The organism is Streptomyces sp. NPDC050164 (assembly GCF_044459945.1).
Taxonomy (GTDB): domain Bacteria; phylum Actinomycetota; class Actinomycetes; order Streptomycetales; family Streptomycetaceae; genus Streptomyces; species Streptomyces coeruleorubidus_A.
Window position 1 is genome coordinate 1 of record NZ_JBITJK010000056.1, and the last position, 18454, is coordinate 18454.

General features: G+C 71.5%; 17 protein-coding genes. 9 read left to right on the plus strand and 8 right to left on the minus strand.

Annotation, left to right across the window (positions count from 1 at the left end):
• Positions 1-220: 220 nt before the first annotated feature.
• Together ACIBNA_RS41360 and ACIBNA_RS41365 are read right to left on the minus strand one after the other, a co-directional pair.
• A complete protein-coding gene (locus ACIBNA_RS41360; protein ID WP_399170483.1) occupies positions 221-685 on the minus strand; it encodes a DUF4190 domain-containing protein in 465 nt (154 codons plus the stop codon).
• A 69-nt stretch (positions 686-754) separates the two neighbouring features.
• Positions 755-1375 (minus strand): DUF4190 domain-containing protein, encoded by a 621-nt coding sequence (locus tag ACIBNA_RS41365; protein ID WP_399170484.1) that lies wholly within the window; start codon positions 1373-1375, stop codon positions 755-757.
• 180 nt (positions 1376-1555) lie between these two features.
• On the opposite strand from ACIBNA_RS41365, the gene ACIBNA_RS41370 reads away from it, so the two are divergent.
• Entirely contained in the window at positions 1556-2674 is a 1119-nt protein-coding gene (locus tag ACIBNA_RS41370) for an adenosine deaminase (protein WP_399170532.1), read from the plus strand.
• On the plus strand, positions 2671-3417 hold the full coding sequence (locus ACIBNA_RS41375) for a glycerophosphodiester phosphodiesterase (RefSeq protein WP_399170485.1): 747 nt from the start codon (positions 2671-2673) through the stop codon (positions 3415-3417). Before ACIBNA_RS41370 ends, ACIBNA_RS41375 begins: the two co-directional genes overlap by 4 nt.
• Here ACIBNA_RS41375 and ACIBNA_RS41380 read toward each other — a convergent pair.
• Together ACIBNA_RS41380 and ACIBNA_RS41385 are read right to left on the minus strand one after the other, a co-directional pair.
• Positions 3362-5005, minus strand: coding sequence for an RNA polymerase sigma factor (locus ACIBNA_RS41380; protein WP_399170486.1), 1644 nt, complete (start codon positions 5003-5005; stop codon positions 3362-3364). The genes ACIBNA_RS41375 and ACIBNA_RS41380 overlap by 56 nt on opposite strands.
• Positions 5006-5236: 231 nt before the next feature.
• Positions 5237-6676 carry a gamma-aminobutyraldehyde dehydrogenase gene (locus tag ACIBNA_RS41385; RefSeq protein ID WP_399170487.1) on the minus strand — a complete coding sequence of 480 codons (1440 nt, stop codon included), beginning with the start codon at positions 6674-6676 and terminating at the stop codon, positions 5237-5239.
• A 164-nt stretch (positions 6677-6840) separates the two neighbouring features.
• Here ACIBNA_RS41385 and ACIBNA_RS41390 point away from each other — a divergent pair, with 164 nt between their 5' ends.
• The 7 genes from ACIBNA_RS41390 to ACIBNA_RS41420 all read left to right on the plus strand — a co-directional run bounded on the left by ACIBNA_RS41390 (position 6841) and on the right by ACIBNA_RS41420 (position 13786).
• Positions 6841-7380, plus strand: a complete 540-nt coding sequence (locus ACIBNA_RS41390; protein ID WP_274820084.1) for an Lrp/AsnC family transcriptional regulator — start codon at positions 6841-6843, stop codon at positions 7378-7380.
• Between the two features lie 19 nt (positions 7381-7399).
• Positions 7400-8761, plus strand: a complete 1362-nt coding sequence (locus ACIBNA_RS41395; RefSeq protein ID WP_274820082.1) for an aspartate aminotransferase family protein — start codon at positions 7400-7402, stop codon at positions 8759-8761.
• A gap of 215 nt (positions 8762-8976) precedes the next feature.
• Positions 8977-9726, plus strand: coding sequence for an ABC transporter ATP-binding protein (locus tag ACIBNA_RS41400; RefSeq protein ID WP_399170488.1), 750 nt, complete (start codon positions 8977-8979; stop codon positions 9724-9726).
• On the plus strand, positions 9708-11249 hold the full coding sequence (locus ACIBNA_RS41405; RefSeq protein WP_399170489.1) for a hypothetical protein: 1542 nt from the start codon (positions 9708-9710) through the stop codon (positions 11247-11249). Before ACIBNA_RS41400 ends, ACIBNA_RS41405 begins: the two co-directional genes overlap by 19 nt.
• Before the next feature lie 118 nt (positions 11250-11367).
• Positions 11368-11775, plus strand: a complete 408-nt coding sequence (locus ACIBNA_RS41410; protein WP_399170490.1) for a VOC family protein — start codon at positions 11368-11370, stop codon at positions 11773-11775.
• 25 nt (positions 11776-11800) lie between these two features.
• Positions 11801-12922, plus strand: a complete 1122-nt coding sequence (locus tag ACIBNA_RS41415) for an LOG family protein (protein ID WP_399170491.1) — start codon at positions 11801-11803, stop codon at positions 12920-12922.
• A 204-nt stretch (positions 12923-13126) separates the two neighbouring features.
• Positions 13127-13786 (plus strand): LAETG motif-containing sortase-dependent surface protein, encoded by a 660-nt coding sequence (locus ACIBNA_RS41420; protein ID WP_399170492.1) that lies wholly within the window; start codon positions 13127-13129, stop codon positions 13784-13786.
• A gap of 68 nt (positions 13787-13854) precedes the next feature.
• On the opposite strand, the gene ACIBNA_RS41425 is transcribed toward ACIBNA_RS41420, so the two are convergent.
• Genes ACIBNA_RS41425 through ACIBNA_RS41440 form a run of 4 tightly spaced genes read right to left on the minus strand, consistent with a single transcriptional unit; the run spans position 13855 to position 18380 of the window.
• Complete coding sequence (locus tag ACIBNA_RS41425) at positions 13855-14652, minus strand: maleylpyruvate isomerase family mycothiol-dependent enzyme (protein WP_399170495.1); 798 nt, start codon at positions 14650-14652, stop codon at positions 13855-13857.
• A gap of 25 nt (positions 14653-14677) precedes the next feature.
• Positions 14678-15697, minus strand: a complete 1020-nt coding sequence (locus ACIBNA_RS41430; RefSeq protein ID WP_399170497.1) for an ABC transporter ATP-binding protein — start codon at positions 15695-15697, stop codon at positions 14678-14680.
• Positions 15697-17367 carry an ABC transporter permease gene (locus ACIBNA_RS41435; protein ID WP_399170498.1) on the minus strand — a complete coding sequence of 557 codons (1671 nt, stop codon included), beginning with the start codon at positions 17365-17367 and terminating at the stop codon, positions 15697-15699. Before ACIBNA_RS41435 ends, ACIBNA_RS41430 begins: the two co-directional genes overlap by 1 nt.
• On the minus strand, positions 17343-18380 hold the full coding sequence (locus ACIBNA_RS41440; RefSeq protein ID WP_399170533.1) for a thiamine ABC transporter substrate binding subunit: 1038 nt from the start codon (positions 18378-18380) through the stop codon (positions 17343-17345). Before ACIBNA_RS41440 ends, ACIBNA_RS41435 begins: the two co-directional genes overlap by 25 nt.
• Positions 18381-18454: the final 74 nt, after the last annotated feature.

Genomic DNA, 18454 nt, shown 5'->3' on the forward strand with positions numbered 1-18454 from the left:
CTCCACCACACACGGGGGCCTTCGCCATGATCAAGCCCGGCCAGTGTTAACAACGCTCGTGATCAATACACCTAGGGCCTGTCGTTTGGATCACGTCGCAGACGCGGGGCTGAAGAGATGCCGTCGATTCCCTGCGACCTGTCCAAACGACAGACCCTAGGCGGGGCATGACTCGGGGGCCGGCCCATGGGGGCCGACCCCCTCCTGTGAGGCAGCAGCTTCAGGCAGCCGCGCCGAGCCCGCCCATGACGCTGGCGAAGAGCAGGAAGCCCAGCAGCGGCAGGATCACGGTGGCGATGATGCCGCAGACCAGTCCGGCGGTCGCCGCGCCCTTGTTGGTGGCCTCACCTCGGGTGGCCCTGCCCCGGCCGATGGCACCGAAGATGATCGCCAGGATGCCCAGGATCACGCCGAAGAACCACAGCAGGAAGGTCACGCTGCACACCACGCCGATGATGCCCAGCACCAGCCCCGTGGTTCCCATGCCGTTGCTCGGCTGCGCGGGCATCGCGTAGCCGGGCGCCTGGGGGTAGCCCGCGGGCGGCGCGGCCGGGTAGCCGGGGCTGCCCTGGGGGTAGCCGTAGCCGGGGCCGCCCTGCTGCGGATAGCCGTAGCCGGGGGCCGGCTGCTGCGGGGGCTGGGACGGCGGACCGAACCCACCGGGCGTGGGATTGGTGTTGGACATGGACGATCTCCCCTCCGTTGTCAGACCAGGGAATCGTAGTGGCCAAGTCCGCCGCGTAGTACGGCTGTTTCAGTGGTGGGACGGGGCGGTGGCGACCGGGGCTTGGGCGCCGTAGTACGGATCGTCGTACGGTTCGTCGCTGTTGATCGCGGCCGTGATGCCGACGGCTATCAGGACGATCACCGCGATGCCGAGGATGATCCCGATGATGCCCATGATCAGGCCCGCCTGGGCCTGACCGTGATTGCTGGCCACTCCCGCCTCGGCGCGCTTGCGGCCCTTGATGCCGAAGACGACCGCGAGGATGCCGGTGACCAGGGAGACCACGCCGTACAGACAGAAGAGCGTGCAGGAGATGATGCCCAGCACCATCGCGGCGACGCCCATGCCGTTCTGGGGGGCAGGCGGCATACCGGGCCAGCCGTAGCCCGCCTGGGGGTAGCCGGGGTAGCCGTACCCGCCGGGGGCGGCGGGTGGGGGTGGGACCGCGCCGGTGCCCGAGGTGTCGAACTGCGGCGTGCCGGTGGGCGGGGTGAAACCCGCGGTCGGCATCGAGGTGACCGTGGCCTGGTCGTGCACGGAGGGCGGCCCTGCGGTGGGGGGCTGGTCCTTGTTGAGCGACGGCCGGTTCTCCGGGGGCGCCCACGGGTCGTGGCCGCCGCCTGAACCGGGCTGCGTCGGGTCCGTCATGGTGCATCCCCCCTGGGTCGATCGTGCCGCCATGCTACGGGGCCGTTCGGTGCGTGCCACAGTGCGGGTGCGGGGGTTGCTCGCGCCCACGCGGCGGAGCCGTACAGCGATACAGCCCCGCGCCCCCGGAAAGGGGCTCTCCCCCACGGCCTACGATGAATCCGAGTCATCGATCAGCCGATCACCCGCGCCCCGCCCGCCACGCGCCGACAGGGGCGCCGTTCCGGGGAGGAACCCTTGACCGAGCATCTCGTCGACCCGCATGCCCCGCGCGACCTGAAGGCCTTCGTCGCCGGGCTGCCCAAGGCCGAACTGCATGTGCACCACGTGGGCTCCGCCTCCCCCCGGATCGTGTCCGAGCTGGCCGCCCGCCACCCCGACTCGAGGGTCCCGACCGACCCCGCTGCCCTGGTCGACTACTTCTCCTTCACCGACTTCGCCCACTTCATCGAGGTGTACCTGTCGGTCGTCGACCTGATCCGCACCCCGGAGGACGTCCGGCTGCTGACCTACGAGGTGGCCCGTGACCTGGCCCGGCAACAGGTGCGGTACGCCGAGCTGACCATCACCCCGTTCTCCTCCACGCGCCGCGGCATCGACGAACGCGCCTTCATGGACGCGATCGAGGACGCCCGCAAGGCCGCAGAGGCCGACTTCGGGACCGTGCTGCGCTGGTGCTTCGACATCCCCGGCGAGGCCGGACTCGAAGCCGCCGAGGAGACGACCCGGCTCGCCACCGACGACCGGCTGCGCCCGGAGGGCCTGGTCTCCTTCGGTCTGGGCGGGCCCGAAGTCGGCGTGCCGCGTCCGCAGTTCAAGCCGTACTTCGACCGGGCGATCGCCGCCGGGCTGCACTCCGTACCACACGCCGGCGAGACCACCGGCCCGCAGACGGTGTGGGACGCCCTGACGCATCTGCGGGCCGAGCGCATCGGCCACGGCACCAGCTCCGCGCAGGACCCGAAGCTCCTCGCGCACCTCGCCGAGCACCGGATCCCGCTGGAGGTGTGCCCGACCTCCAACATCGCCACGCGGGCGGTCCGCACCCTCGACGAGCACCCGATCAAGGAGTTCGCCGAGGCCGGGGTCATCGTCACGATCAACTCCGACGACCCGCCGATGTTCGGCACCGACCTCGACAACGAGTACGCGGTCGCCGCCCGGCTGCTCGACCTCGACGAGCGGGGCCTGGCCGAGCTGGCGAAGAACGCCGTCGAGGCGTCCTTCCTGGACACGGCGGGCAAGGCCCGGATCAACGAGGAGATCGACACGTACACCGCTGGGTGGCTCGACCGGTGACGCCCTCCCCCGAGCACCCCTGGCGACTCGTGACCGCCGTGGCCCACCGGGGCGACCCCTACCGCCACCGCGAGAACACCGTCGCCTCACTGCGTTCCGCGCTCGACCGGGGCGCGGACGCGGTGGAGATCGACGTACGGCTGACCAGGGACGGCGTGCCGGTGCTGCTGCACGACGACACGTTGAAGCGGCTCTGGGAGCAGGAGCGGCCGGTGCTCGCGCTGTCCTGGGAGGAGGTGCGCGGGCTGACCGGCGGCGGGGTTCCGGCCCTGACGGAGGCGCTGGCCGCGACCGGCGGCCACCGGGTGATGATCGACCTGCCCGGCTCGCCCGACGTGCGGGCGGTGCGGCGGGTGATGGACGCCGTACGGGAGGCCGGGGCGGCGGACCGCGTCTACTACTGCGCGGGCGCCGACGCCATGCTCGCCGTGCGCGCGGCGGACCCGGCCGCCGAGATCGCGCTCACCTGGACGACGCTGGCCCCGCCCCGGCCCGTCCTGCTGGAGGCGGTCCGCCCGCGCTGGCTCAACTACCGCTTCTCGCTGGTGGACCGGGCCCTCGCCGACCGCGTCCACCGCGACGGCTACCTGCTGTCCGTCTGGACCCCCGACACGCGCCGCTCCATGCGACGGCTGCTGGACGCGGGCGTGGACTCGATCACGACCAACCGCATCGACGTGCTGTGCGCTACACGCGCGAGCGCTGCGCGACCGTCGCCGGATCGGCCGGGGTCGAACGCGTGACGTACTGCGGCACCGGCGCGCTGTCCGTGCCGGTGTCGCGGACGAGGCCGTAGCGGATCGCGCCCTGGGCGGGGCCGTCGTTGACGTCCTTGTCCACGGCCTGCCAGCTCGACGGGAAGACGGCGATGCCGTAGTCGCAGCCGCGTTCGTTCTGGGTGAGGGTGACGGTGCCGTCGACGTAGAAGTACTCGTTCTGCCACATCTGCTGGGTGCCGGGCGGCAGCACCGCGTATCCGATGTCGGGGCCGCCCATGCCGGTGACGTAGCCGTTCGGGGCGCCGGGCAGCGGGTCGTCCATGCGGCGCGAGCCGCCGGAGGCCACGTGGAACAGCTTGCCCTTCAGGCCGGTCCAGGTCGGCATGACCACCGCGCCGGGCCGGGCGTGCGGCGAGATCTGCCAGCGGACCAGGACATAGCCCTGCCCGCTCAGCGTCACGCTGTCGCCACGGTGTTGCATCACGGCCCTCGGGCCGCCGGTGCTGGTGATGCCGGACTCGGGGCGGCGGGGCAGGGCGGCGGGCCGGGCGTCCGGGTCGGGGGCGCGGTCGACGGCGTCGACGACCGTGCCGTACAGGTCGGCCTTCTTCGTCGCCGACGGGGAGGGCGTGGGGGTGGGCGTGGGGGTGGGCGTGGCGGAGGGCGGCGGTTCGGAAGTGGCCGTCGCCGTGGGGGTGACCGCGGCCCGGGGCGGCGGGGCGTCCGGTGGCTGGGTGACGACATACGCGCCGCCCGCCACGATCGTCGCGCCGGCCGTCATCGCGACGGCCGGCTTGGTGAGCGCGCCCAGCACCTTGGCGGACCACCCGGCGGAGGTGGCGGCCACGGCCGTCTTGCCGCCGAAGGCGAGCGACAGCGTGAACCCGACGGGCAGCGGGACGAGCGCGATGCCGACGAGGAGGCGTTCCGCCGGTACGACCGTCTCGCGGGGGTCGCCGCAGTAGCCGCAGCCGCGGATGTGCCGGGCCAGCCGCTTGCGCCACACCGAGTCGGGCCGGCCGTTCCAGCGGCCGGTCAGCTCGCGCAGGCCGGGGCAGGCGCCGTCGAGGGCGCGGACGATGCCGCGCGAGGTCTCCAGGCGCTCCTTCATCCGCTGGACGCGCACGGCGGCGTGCTGCCGGGTGATGCCGACGGCGGCGGCCAGTTCGCGCCGGGTCAGTTCGCCCGCGACCTCCAGCCACCACAGCGACAGCAGTTGCCGGTCCTCGTCGTCCAGCCACCGCACGGCCTCGGCGACCTCACGCCGCTGCCCCTCCAACTGGAGGCGCAGCACGGTCAGTTCGGCGAAGTCGGAGGCAGCGGCCTCCTCCAGCCGGTCCGGGGTGCGGCGCCGGGCGCGGTCGCGTATCTGGCGCACGGCGATCGCCACCAGCCAGGACCGGAAGCTGTCCGGGTCGCGCAGCGAGCCGAGGTTGTCGACCGCGCGGAGCATGGTCTCCTGGACGACGTCGTCGACATCGGCGTGACCGTTCAGGGCCCGGCCCACGATGTTGTAGACCAGCGGCAGCCAGCCCGCGACCAGCTCGTCCAGCGCCTGCCGGTCGCCGGACTGCGCCGCCGTGATGGTGGCGCGCCAGTGCTGACTGTCCACGGTGGCCTCTCGACGCCTGGGTTCACTGATGTTCCGCACGCACCCTCTCAGCCGGTCCCGGGGTCTGCGCTATGTCGGGGATCACAGGGTGGAGACGTCGTGAAGGAACCGCGATAACACTTTTTCGGAGTGGCCGGGAGATCTCGGCGTTCGTACGGCCGCCGGCCGAACAACACCGCGGCCCCGGACGGAAGCCGACCGTCCGGGGCCGCGGGCAGTTCGGCCCGGGGATTACGAGTCCAACGACGTCATCACGTGCTTGATCCGCGTGTAGTCGTCGAAGCCGTACGCCGACAGGTCCTTGCCGTAGCCGGACTTCTTGAAGCCGCCGTGCGGCATCTCGGCGACCAGCGGGATGTGCGTGTTGATCCAGACGCAGCCGAAGTCGAGCTTCTTGGACATCCGCATGGCGCGGCCGTGGTCCTTGGTCCACACGGAGGAGGCGAGCGCGTACTCGACGCCGTTGGCCCACTGCACCGCCTGGTCCTCGTCCGTGAAGGACTGCACGGTGATGACCGGGCCGAAGACCTCCTTCTGGATGATCTCGTCGTCCTGCTTGAGGCCCGAGACGACGGTCGGCGCGTAGAAGTAGCCCTTGTCTCCGACCCGCTTGCCGCCGGTCTCCACGCGCGCGTGCGCGGGCAGCCGCTCGATGAAGCCCTCGACCTGCTTGAGCTGGTTGGGGTTGTTGAGCGGGCCGAACAGCACGTCCTCGTCGTCCGGCTGCCCGGTCCTGGTCTCGGCGGCGGCCTTCGACAGCGCGGAGACGAACTCGTCGTGGATGGACTCGTGGACGAGCACGCGCGTGGCGGCCGTGCAGTCCTGGCCGGCGTTGAAGTAGCCCGCGACCGAGATGTCCTCGACGGCCTTGGCGATGTCGGTGTCCTCGAAGACGACGACCGGCGCCTTGCCGCCCAGCTCCAGGTGGACGCGCTTGACGTCCTTGGAGGCGGACTCGGCGACCTTGATGCCGGCGCGCACCGAGCCGGTGATGGAGGCCATCGCCGGGATCTCGTGCTCGACCATCATGCGGCCGGTCTCGCGGTCGCCGCAGATGACGTTGAAGACGCCCTTCGGCAGGATCCCGCCGAGGATCTCCGCGATCAGCACCGTGGACGCCGGGGTGGTGTCGGACGGCTTCAGCACGACCGTGTTGCCCGCCGCGATCGCCGGGGCGAACTTCCACACGGCCATCATCATCGGGTAGTTCCACGGCGCGACCTGCGCGCAGACGCCGACCGGCTCGCGGCGGACGATGGAGGTCAGGCCCTCCATGTACTCGCCGGCCGAGCGGCCCTCCAGCATCCGGGCCGCGCCCGCGAAGAAGCGGACCTGGTCGACCATCGGCGGGATCTCCTCGGAGCGGGTCAGCCCGACCGGCTTGCCCGTGTTCTCCACCTCGGCCGCGATCAGCTCCTCGGCGCGCTCCTCGAAGGCGTCCGCGATCTTCAGCAGGGCCTTCTGGCGCTCGGCGGGCGTGGTGTCGCGCCAGCCGGGGAAGGCCTCGGCGGCCGCCGCCATCGCGGCGTCCACGTCCGCCTGCCCGGACAGCGGAGCGGTCGCGTACGCCTCGCCCGTCGCGGGATTGACCACCTCGGTGGTCCGTCCGTCGGCGGCGTCCCGGAACTCACCGCCGATGTAGTTGCGCAGACGACGCAGCTCGGTGCTCACTGCCGGCCCTCCAGTTCGGATGTCCAGTACTTGAGACACCCACCCTAGTCGGCTGACCCACGTTTTCAACACCCCCGCTCCCTTCGAGCATGCGGAATCCGCAGGAGTCGGCTACCTAAACAACGGATTTCATCGATCGAGGCTTGCGGAAGTGTCGAGACCTCGTGCACAGTGAGCTCGTGGCCAGTCGAAGCGCAGACCAGAAGGGCTCGCGGGAGCACCGCGAGTCCTCCCGCGAGTCCAGGAACGGCAGCTCGCCGCAGTTGGACGCCGTCTCCCTCGCCATCATCGAGCAGCTGCAGGAGGACGGCCGCCGGCCGTACGCCGCCATCGGCAAGGCCGTGGGCCTGTCCGAGGCGGCCGTGCGCCAGCGCGTCCAGAAGCTGCTCGACCAGGGCGTGATGCAGATCGTCGCCGTCACGGACCCGCTCACCGTGGGCTTCCGCAGACAGGCGATGGTCGGCGTCAACGTCGAGGGCGACGTGGAGTCGGTGGCGGACGCGCTGACGGCCATGTCCGAGTGCGAGTACGTGGTGATGACCGCAGGCTCCTTCGACCTGATGGTGGAGATCGTCTGCGAGGACGACGACCACCTCCTGGACGTCATCAACAAACGCATCCGGGCCGTCCCCGGAGTGCGCTCCACCGAGAGCTTCGTCTACCTCAAGCTCAAGAAGCAGACCTACATGTGGGGGACCCGATAACCGTGAGGACCCGATAGCCGTGAGCAAGGACCTCTCCCAGACCGCGTACGACCACCTGTGGATGCACTTCACGCGCATGTCGTCGTACGAGAAGGCCCCCGTCCCCACCATCGTCCGGGGCGAGGGCACGTACATCTACGACGACCAGGGCAAGCGCTACCTGGACGGTCTCGCCGGCCTGTTCGTGGTGCAGGCCGGGCACGGCCGCGTCGAGCTCGCCGAGACCGCCTCCAAGCAGGCGCAGGAGCTGGCGTTCTTCCCGGTGTGGTCCTACGCCCATCCCAAGGCCGTCGAGCTGGCCGAGCGCCTCGCGCACCACGCCCCGGGCGACCTGAACAAGGTCTTCTTCACGACCGGCGGCGGCGAGGCCGTCGAGACCGCCTGGAAGCTCGCCAAGCAGTACTTCAAGCTGGTCGGCAAGCCCACCAAGTACAAGGTCATCTCTCGTGCGGTCGCCTACCACGGCACCCCGCAGGGCGCCTTGTCCATCACCGGCCTGCCCGCGCTGAAGGCGCCCTTCGAGCCCCTCGTCCCGGGCGCCCACAAGGTCCCCAACACGAACATCTACCGGGCACCGATCCACGGCGACGACCCCGAGGCCTTCGGCCGCTGGGCCGCCGACCAGATCGAGCAGCAGATCCTCTTCGAGGGCCCGGACACGGTCGCCGCGGTCTTCCTGGAGCCGGTGCAGAACGCGGGCGGCTGCTTCCCGCCCCCGCCCGGCTACTTCCAGCGCGTCCGCGAGATCTGCGACCAGTACGACGTGCTGCTCGTCTCCGACGAGGTCATCTGCGCCTTCGGCCGGCTGGGCACGATCTTCGCCTGCGACAAGTTCGACTACGTCCCGGACATGATCACCTGCGCCAAGGGCATGACCTCGGGCTACTCCCCGATCGGCGCCTGCATCGTCTCCGACCGCCTGGCCGAGCCGTTCTACAAGGGCGACAACACCTTCCTGCACGGCTACACCTTCGGCGGCCACCCGGTCTCCGCGGCCGTGGGCCTGGCCAACCTCGACCTCTTCGAGCGCGAGAACCTCACCCAGCACGTCCTCGACAACGAGGGCGCGTTCCGCTCCACCCTGGACAAGCTCCACGACCTGCCGATCGTCGGCGACGTCCGCGGCAACGGCTTCTTCTACGGCATCGAGCTGGTCAAGGACAAGGCGACCAAGGAGTCCTTCGACGCGGACGAGACCGAGCGGATCCTGTACGGCTTCCTCTCCAAGAAGCTGTACGACAACGGCTTGTACTGCCGCGCCGACGACCGCGGCGACCCGGTCGTCCAGCTCGCCCCGCCGCTGATCTCCGACCAGTCGACGTTCGACGAGATCGAGCAGATCCTGCGCGCCACCCTGTCGGAGGCGTGGACGAAGCTCTGACCGTCGCCCCGATCGTCGCTCCGATCGTCTGCCTGGATGATCAACACCGGCCCCGGTGCCCCCCGTTCGAGTGAGAAACGGCGGACCGGGGCCGCGTGCTGTCCGGCGTCCCGCCGCCTTCTGCCTAGCGTGCCAGTGACCGATCGGCCCTGCCTTCGTTCCCCCGCACGGGGGATGGACACGGGAACTACGGATCTGAACCGAGGTGTACGCCCATGGAGGCCCCGCCTGACAACGACGTGCTCTGGGCACGCGCCCTGCACTTCCAGCACGACGACGGCTCCCCCGCGCTCAGCGGTGTCTCGCTCGGTGTCCGGGAGGGCGAGATCCTCGCCGTCAGCGGCCCGCGCGGCAGCGGCAAGACGACCCTGCTGCGGTGTCTGTCCGGCCTGGTGCCCGTCCGGCGCGGCGAGGTCTGGTTCAACAGCATGCCCGTGCACACCATGGGCCCCCTCACCCGCGAGCGGCTGCGCCGGGACCGCTTCGGCTGGATCGACCCGGCCCCCTCGCTGGTCCCGGAGCTCAACGCCTGGGAGAACGCCGCCCTGCCGCTGATGCTGCGCGGCACCAGCCGCCGCCGCGCCAAGACCGTGGCCCTGGAGTGGCTGGAGCGCCTGGACATCGGCGAGGGCGCCCGCAAACGCCCGCACCAGCTGGTGCAGGCCGAGCGGCAGCGGGTGTGCATCGCCCGCGCCCTCGCCCCCGCCCCGTCGGTGCTGTTCGCCGACGAGCCCACGGCGCCCCTGCACCGCGCTGACCGCGCCCATGTGCTGCGCACCCTCACCACGGCGGCCCGCTCCCACGGCATCACGGTGGTCCTGGCCACGCACGACGCGCAGACCGCGGCGCTCGCCGACCGCACGGTGTCCCTGCTCGACGGGCGGCGCGTGCAGACGGTGCACCTGCCGCCGGTCGCCGAGCACACCGAGACGGAAGGCCGGGCCGCGTGCTCGCTCTCCGTCTGACCCGCGGCGCCCGCCCCGCCGTCCAGCTGCGCCGCCTCCTGGTCGCGGCGGCCTCGGCGGGGACGGGTTTCCTGTTGCTCTGCGCCCTGGGCTACGCGCTGGGCCACCCCGGCTCCACCGGCGCCGCCCTGCTGCGCCTGGCCTGGTGCCTGGCTCCCCTGGCCGCCACGGTGTACTTCGCGGTCGCGGTGGCCCGTACCGACCCCGGTACCAAGCCCCGCCCCGGCCTCTCCGCGATCGGCCTCGGTCCGCTGCGCCTGATGGCCGTCTCGGCGACGACGACGGCCCTGTCCTGCACGCTGGGCTCGATGCTGGCCCTGCTGTTCTTCCTGCACCTGCGCGGCGACCTGACGGGCATGCCCTTCGACGGCGCGGCCGCCGAGTCCCTCGCGGCGGACCAGCCGCTGCCGCTGCCGGGAGCCCTGACACTGCTCGCGATCGTGCCCGCAGCCGCGTCGGTGGCGGTGGCACTGGCGCTGCGGCCGAGGGAGGCCGGCCCGGCCCCGTCCCGGGCGGCCGGGACGTACGGCCGTTTCGGCCGGCAGATCGTCCGGCCTTCGCACGGTCGCGCCACCGGACCCACCGGACCCACCGGACCCACCGATCCCACCGAGTCGGCCGGGCGCAACGGCGGGCCGCCGGCGGCGCGGACGGGCGCGTCCGTCCCGGCTGCGGCCACGGGCTCGACCGCCCGGGGCGCCGGGAGCACGGTGAGCGTGGTCGAGGACCCCGCCGAGCCGTCCGGCCCTCAGACGGCGGCACCGGACGCCGTCAGCGCCGTGATCCCGGCCGGGAGCGCCGCGCACGCGGCCGGGGGCGCCGCGCGGCGCTCGGCCCGGCACACCGCGACACCGGACACCGCCGACAACCCCGCCGCTTCCGACGCGGCCCTGCCGGACACCCCCCTGCCCGGCGACGCCCCCACCGCCGCCCCCTCCGGTCTCCCCTGGGGCATCACGGCCCTGGCCGCGGGTCTCGCCGTGGAGACGTACACGAGCCGTACCGCCCCCACGCCCCCCGACCTCACCTTCTCCGGCGCCTCCCCCGGCGTCCTGGCGGGCTGGGCGCTGGCCGCCGTCGGACTGGCCCTGGCCGGTCCGGGCCTGACCCATCTGTGCGGCAGGCTGCTCCAGTCGGCCCGCCCCGGCGCCCGCCGGCTCCTGGCCGGCCGGATCCTCATGGCGGAGGCCACCCGGATCGGCCGCCCCCTGGGCGTGGTCTGCGCGGTGCTGGCGGCCGCGTACGCCATGGCGCTGCTGCACGCCCCGGACGGACTGTCGCTCGGTCCGCTCACCACGCTCGGCGTGCTGCTGGTGACCGGCTGCACCGTGGCGACGCTCCTCACGGCCACCGTCGAGGCCCGGCAGGCCCGCGCCGACACCACCGCCGCGCTGCTGCGGCTCGGCGCCCCCGCGACGATGCTGCGAAGCGCCGCCGCCCTGCGCGCGGGCGCGCTGCTCGCCCTGTTCGGCCCGCTGACCCTGACGGTCGCCGAACTGGCGGCGCTGCCGCTGGCCCGCTGAACCCGCCGACCCCGCTGAACAACTCGTACGAAAAAAAATCTCCGTACGGCGATGAGTTCCGCGCCGGCCCCCGGTCTATCCCCACGTAACGACACGGACCCGATGGGAGAGACCCCGCATGTACCAGCAGATGATCTTCGTGAACCTGTGCGTCAGCGACCTCGGCGCCTCGAAGAAGTTCTTCACGGAGCTCGGCTACTCGATCAACGAGCAGTTCAGCGACGACACGGCCGCGTCGGTCGTGATCAGCGACACCATCGTCTTGATGGTGCTCACCAAGGAGAAGTACGCCCAGTTCACCAAGAAGGAGATCGCGGACTCGCGCAAGACCAGCGAGGTGCTGATCGCGCTGAGCGCCGAGAGCCGCGAGAAGGTCGACGAACTGGTTGAGAAGGCCGTCGCGGCCGGTGGCTCGGTCTCCGGCGAGACCCAGGACCACGGCTTCATGTACGGCCGCGCCTTCGACGACGTCGACGGCCACACCTTCGAGGTCGTGTGGATGGACCCGTCGGCCGTCGAGGGCTGAGACATGGCTGTGCCAGCATGGGCGGGTGCAGACGATGCCCGCCCATGCGGCCCACCATGACGACCGTGAGATCGAGACGCTCGAGGAGTTCGACGCGACCGTCTCGGCGCGCGGCACGCTCGCCGGTCACCGCGTCCAGGCCGTCGACCTGACGGACCGTACGCGCGAACTGCTCACCACGGACACGGCGGGCGCCGTCTTCCTCGGCTGCGCGATGCGCGAGGAGGCCGCCGCCAAGATCCGCACGGACGGCGCCCTGGTCTTCCCGCCGGTCCCGGACCTGCCCTTCGACCCCTACCGCGGCCACGTCTACTCGCCGGACGAGCTCTTCGAGTCGCTGGCGGACGGCTACGAGGCCACGCCCGACGCCCGGGCCTACGCCTGGTTCCAGCACACGAAGGCGGACCGGGACATCTACGCCTCCATGCTGCGCGCGGTCCACGACGACTCCGTCTCGGACGCACTCGACGAACTCCTGTCCGGCGCCCGGGTCGTGGGCGTGATGGGCGGCCACGCGATGGCCCGTGGCACTCAGGAGTACGCGGGGGCGGTGCGCCTCGGCCGGGAGCTGGCCCGTGCCGGTTTCACCGTCGCCACGGGCGGCGGCCCGGGCGCGATGGAGGCCGCGAACCTCGGCGCGTACGCCGCCCCGTTCGGCGACGAGATGCTCACCGAGTCGCTCGAACTGCTCGCCAAGGCACCGCGCTTCACGCCGTCGGTCACGCAGTGGGCGTCGGCCGCCTTCGAGATACGCACGCGCTGGCCGCAAGGCGGGCGTTCCGTCGGGATCCCGACCTGGTTCTACGGCCACGAGCCGCCGAACGCCTTCGCGTCGCACATCGCCAAGTACTTCGCCAACGCCACCCGCGAGGACGGCCTGCTGGCCCGGTCCAACGCGGGCGTGGTGTTCCTGCCGGGGGCCGCCGGCACCGTACAGGAGATCTTCGACAACGCGACGCCCAACTACTACGAGTCGCGGGGCGAGCCGACACCGATGGTGCTGGTGAACCGCGCGCACTGGACGGAGAAGCTGCCGACGTGGCCGCTGCTCCGGTCGCTGGCCAGGGGCCGTTCGATGGAGGCGCGGATCGCGCTGGTGGAGCGGATCGAGGAGGCGCCGGAGGCGTTGAAACGTCTCGGCGGTTAATAAGCTGGCAAAGCAAGTGCTTGCAACCTGCATATGCGTTGACACTACTTATGCGACGCTTATAGACCTGTGAGCCTCTGGGTAGTGCTGATGTTCAGTCAACACTGCCTCCACCCCCCGCATTTGCGCATCCTGTAAAGGACAAACGTGGCAGTTCTGTCCGTATCCCGTCGTACGGCATCGCGCCGTACCGTCGCACGTTCCGTGCGGATCCTCGGTGTCGTCTCCGCCTCGGCCGCGCTCGCGCTCGGTGCCGCCGGCAACGCGCTCGCCTGCAACATCAACGAGTTCTCGGCCGAGGCGAAGTGCGATGGCGACAAGGGCGTCATCACCGTCACCGACGTGGACCCCGCCGGCATCCCGGCGACCGTCACCGTGTACCTGGAGAACAACGGCGCCGACGTGAAGAAGGTCGGCGAGCAGGTGGTCAAGGGCTCACGCGAAGGCACCACCATCACCTTCGCCGAGAACTGGAAGCCGAACGCGGAGTACCGCATCCACGTCAAGGCCACTCCGTACGTCGACGAGGACATCAAGCCGAACCTCGTGACCCCGGCCACGGCCTGCAAGAAGGAAGAGGAGAAGCCGCCGGCGACCGAGCCGGCCACGCCGACCCCGTCGGCCTCCCCCTCGAAGCCGGCCGAGGAGACCGACACCCCGGCTCCGTCGCCGTCGGAGAGCGAGAGCACCACGCCGGCGGGCAACGCGCCCGCGCCCGCGGCCGGTGACTCCAACCTCGCCGAGACGGGTGCCAACTCCAACACCGGCATCATCGCCGGCATCGCGGCGGTTCTGGTCCTCGTCGGTGGCGGCGCGGTGTTCTTCGGCATGCGCCGTCGTGGGGCGAGCAGCGGCGACAGCTGACGCCCGCGCATCAGCGCCCGGCGGTGGCCCGGCCCCCTCGTGGGGGCGGGCCACCGCCTGTTCCGGCCCTACCCGAAGGTCGCCCGCTCCAGCCAGAACTCCAGCAGTTCCCGCTCCCCCAGCACCTCCAACTCCGGGGCGTCCAGCGGCAGCCGGCGGTAGAACGCGAGCAGGACGCAGGTGAGCGGCCCACGCAGGGCGACCGTGGCCTTCTCGTGGCCCCGGCGCCAGGCGACACCGTTCTCGGTGAGCTCGACGAGCCACTCGGCGTTCAGGCCGGACCCGGTGTCGGTGGCGTGCAGATGGATGCTGCGGCCCGGGCCGCGCAGTTCCCTCACCGTGTCCTGCGGAGCCGTCCGCTGCACGTACTCGACGATCTGGAGCCACTCGTCGATCGCGTCGGCGGCCACGTCGCGCGCGACGTCGTAGGGCAGTCCGGCGGCGAGCGTGGCGTCCGCGCGGTGCACGGTGATCTCGTGTGTCATCCGTCGGGCCCAGAACCCGGAGTTGAGGATCCCCGCCCAGCTCCACACCTTCGTGTCCGGCCCGGCCTCCCGCAGCGCTGCGACGACCTGCTCGCCGCTCTCCGCCAGCCATGCGTCCAGTACGGCGGTGTCACCCCGGGTTCCGGGTCCGGCCAGGCCCGGCACCCGCTCCTCGGGCACCTCCTCCTCGGCCCGGGTCCGCACGATGAACTCCACCCAGCGCATGGCGCCGCCCATGTGCCGGACCAGATCTTCCAGCGACCAGTCCGGGCAGGTCGGCACGGTGCCGGACAGGTCGGCGCCGGACGTCACCAGGGACCTCAACAGAGCGACCTGGTGGGCGATTTCGTCGCAGTAGCGATCGTGCGCGAGTAACGTCATGGCCCGCACCTTAGGCGGCAGCCCATCAGCCGAGCACCACGATTTCGGCCGCGTCGAACTCCACCCCGACCACCTCCCCGACCCCCGGCGCCGACCGCAGCGCGCAGGCCGCCTCCAGGCGCGGAGCGTCCTCCGGCTGGAGGTGGACGGCGACATGGGTGCCCTTGAAGGTGCGCGCGGTCACCGTGCAGCGCAGGCCCGTGCCGGCGGCCACCAGGCGCACGCCGGCGGGCCGCACCAGCAAGGTTCGTGTGCCCTGCGGGGCGCCCTCCCCCACCGGCACCTTGCCCCACGGTGTGTCCGCGGCCTCCGCCCCGACCGTCGCCTCGACGACGTTCTCGAAGCCGAGGAAGCGGGCCACGAACGCGTCGGCCGGCCGCTGCCACACCTGAAGGGGCGTACCGGACTGGGCGATCCGCCCGTCCCGCATCACCACGACCCGGTCGGCCAGCGCGAAGGCCTCCCCCTGGTCGTGCGTCACGGCGAGCACGGTCGTGCCCAACCGGCCGAAGAGTTCCCTCAGTTCGACGACCAGCCGCTCCCTGAGCGACCGGTCGAGCTGCCCCAGCGGCTCGTCCAGCATCAGCAGCCGGGGGCTCGGCGCCAGGGCCCGGGCCAGCGCCACCCGCTGCTGCTCCCCGCCGGACAGCGCCGCGACGGCCCGGCGGGACGCGCCCGGCAGGCCGACCAGGTCCAGCAACTCCTGTACGCGCTCGGCCTGTTGCCGCTTCGACGTACCGTGCATACGCAGTCCGAAGGCGACGTTGCCGCCCACGTCCCGCTGCGGGAACAGCTGGTGGTCCTGGAACATCAGCCCGACGCCGCGCCGGTGCGCGGGCACGCCTGCCTGGTCGCGCCCGTCGAGCGACACCCGCCCGGAGTCGAGGGGCTGCAGCCCGGCCACCGCCCGCAGCAGCGTCGACTTGCCGCTGCCGCTGGGCCCGAGCACGCACACGATCTCGTGCTCGACGACCTCCAGATCGACGGCGTCCAACGCCGCGCGCCCGCCGAAACGGACCGTCGCGCCCTGCAGAGCCAGCAGCATCAGAACTCCCCGGTCCGGTCGGTGCGAAGCCTCTCCAGCACCAGCAGGGCCACGGCGCACACCACCATCAGAATCGTCGAAAGGGCCATAGCCTGGCCGTAGTTGACTTCCCCGGGCCGCCCCAGCAGCCGCGCCACGGCCACCGGCAGCGTCGGGTTGTCGGGCCGCGCGATGAACACCGTCGCCCCGAACTCCCCGAGCGACACGGCGAAGGCGAACCCGGCCGCGATCAGCAGCGCCCGCCGCACCATCGGCAGATCCACCTCACGCCACACCCGCCAGGGCGAGGCCCCCAGCACCGAGGCCGCCTCCCGCAGCCGCACGTCCACCGCGCGCAGCACGGGCAGCATCGTCCGCACGACGAACGGCACACCGACCAGCGCCTGGGCGAGCGGCACCAGGATCCACGAGGCCCTCAGATCCAGCGGCGGCTCGTCGAGGGCGATCAGGAACCCGAAGCCGACGGTCACCGCGGACACCCCGAGCGGCAGCATCAGCAGCGCGTCGAAGCCGCGCACGAACCGCCCGGCGTCCCGGCGGGTGAGCGCGACGGAGGCGAGCCCCCCGACAGCCACGGCGATGAGGGTGGCGGCGACGGCGTACGACAGCGAATTGCCGATCGCCTCGATCGGCGCCACCAGGAACACCCCGCCGTCATCCCTGGTCAGGGCCCGGTAGGAGCCGAAGCCTGGCGCGTCCAGGGACCGCTGGACCAGCACGGCGAGCGGCAGCAGGAGCAGCACGACGACGGTGGCGAGCACCCCGCCCAGCAGCGCCCACTGCCCGGTGCCGCGCGGCCGGCGCGCGGTCACGGACGGGTCCACCAGCCGCAGCGCGGTCTCCCGCCGCCGTACGGTCCAGGCGTGCACGGCGAGGATCGCGCCCACCGCGACGAACTGGATCAACGTCAGCACGGCCGCCGTGGACAGGTCGAAGATCTCCGACGTCTGCCGGTAGATCTCCACCTCCAGGGTCGAGAAGGTGGGCCCGCCGAGGATCTGGACGACACCGAAGGAGGTGAAGGTGAACAGGAAGACCATGAGCGCGGCGGCGGCCACGGCGGGCGCGAGCGCCGGCAGCGTGACCTGCCGCCAGGCCCTCATGGGCGACGCTCCGAGCATCCGCGCGGCCTCCTCCTGCCGCGGGTCGAGCTGCGCCCAGAGCCCGCCGACGGTCCGTACGACGACCGCGTAGTTGAAGAAGACGTGCGCGAGCAGGATCGCCCACACGGTGGTGTCCAGCCGCACGCCCCACAGCTCGTCCAGCAGCCCGCCGCGTCCGACCAGCGCCAGGAACGCCGTACCGACGACGACCGTCGGCAGCACGAACGGCACGGTCACGACCGCCCGCAGGACCTGCTTGCCGGGGAAGTCGAAGCGCGCGAAGACGTACGCGCCGGGCAGTGCGATCAGCAGGGTGAGCGCCGTCGAGACGATCGCCTGCCAGGTGGTGAACCACAGGACGTGCCGGACGTCGGACTGCGCCAGCACCTCCCCGATCCGCCCGAACTGCCAGACCCCGTCCACCTTCAGACCGCGGGCGACGATCGCGGCGACGGGGTAGGCGAAGAAGACCGCGAAGAACGCGACGGGCACGGCGATGAGTCCGAGCCGCGCCGCGCTCCCGCGACGGTCCTTGCGGACGGTCACTTCAGTACGAGCGAGGTCCACGACTTGACCCACTGGTCACGGTTGTCGGCGATCTTCGCCGGGTCCATGGTCTCCGGGTCCTTGGCCTGCGGCCCGTACTTCACGAACTCCGGCGGCACCTGGGCGCCCTCGCGCACCGGGTACACGTACATGTTGAGCGGCATGTCCTCCTGGAACCGCTCGCTGGTCAGGAAGTCGAGGAACGCCTTGCCGCCCTTGGTGTTCTTCGCGTTGCTCAGCAGCCCGGCGTACTCGACCTGCCGGAAGCAGGTGCCCTGCGCGACCCCGGTCGGTGCGGCGGCGGGCTTCGGGTCGGTGTAGACGACCTCGACGGGCGGCGAGGAGGCGTACGACACGACGAGCGGCCGGTCCCCCTTGGCCTTCTTGCCTCCGGCCGATCCGGAGAACTCCTCGTTGTAGGCCTGCTCCCAGCCGTCGACGACCTTCACGCCGTTGGCCTTGAGCTTCTTCCAGTAGTCCTGCCAGCCGTCGTCGCCGTACTTCGCGGCGGTGCCGAGCAGGAAGCCGAGGCCGGGCGAGGAGGTGGAGGCGTTCTCGGTGACCAGGAGGTTCTTGTACTGGGGTTTGACCAGGTCGTCGAAGCTCCGCGGCGGTTCGAGCTTGTGGTCGGCGAAGTACTTCTTGTCGTAGTTGACGCAGATGTCGCCGGTGTCGACGGGCGTGACCCGGTGCTGCTCCTGGTCGGCCCGGTACTCGGGCTTGATCCGGTCGGAGCCCTTCGGCTCGTACGACTGGAAGAGGTCGTTGTCCAGGGCGCGGGACAGCAGCGTGTTGTCGACGCCGAAGAAGACGTCGCCCTGCGGGTTGTCCTTGGTCAGGATGGCCTTGTTCACGGCCTGCCCGGCGTCGCCGTCCTTGAGAACCTTGACCTTGTAGCCGGACTGCTTCTCGAAGGCCGCGATGACGCCCTTCGAGGCGGCCCACGAATCGTGGCTGACGAGGGTGACGGTCTTGGAGTCGCCGGACCCCTGGCCGCCGTCGGACGACCCGCACGCGGCGAGCGTGCCGGCCATGCCGAGGCCGACGACCACCGCCGTCAGCCGCTTGATGTTGTTGCTCACTGGATTCCTCCTGGAGGACCAGGAGA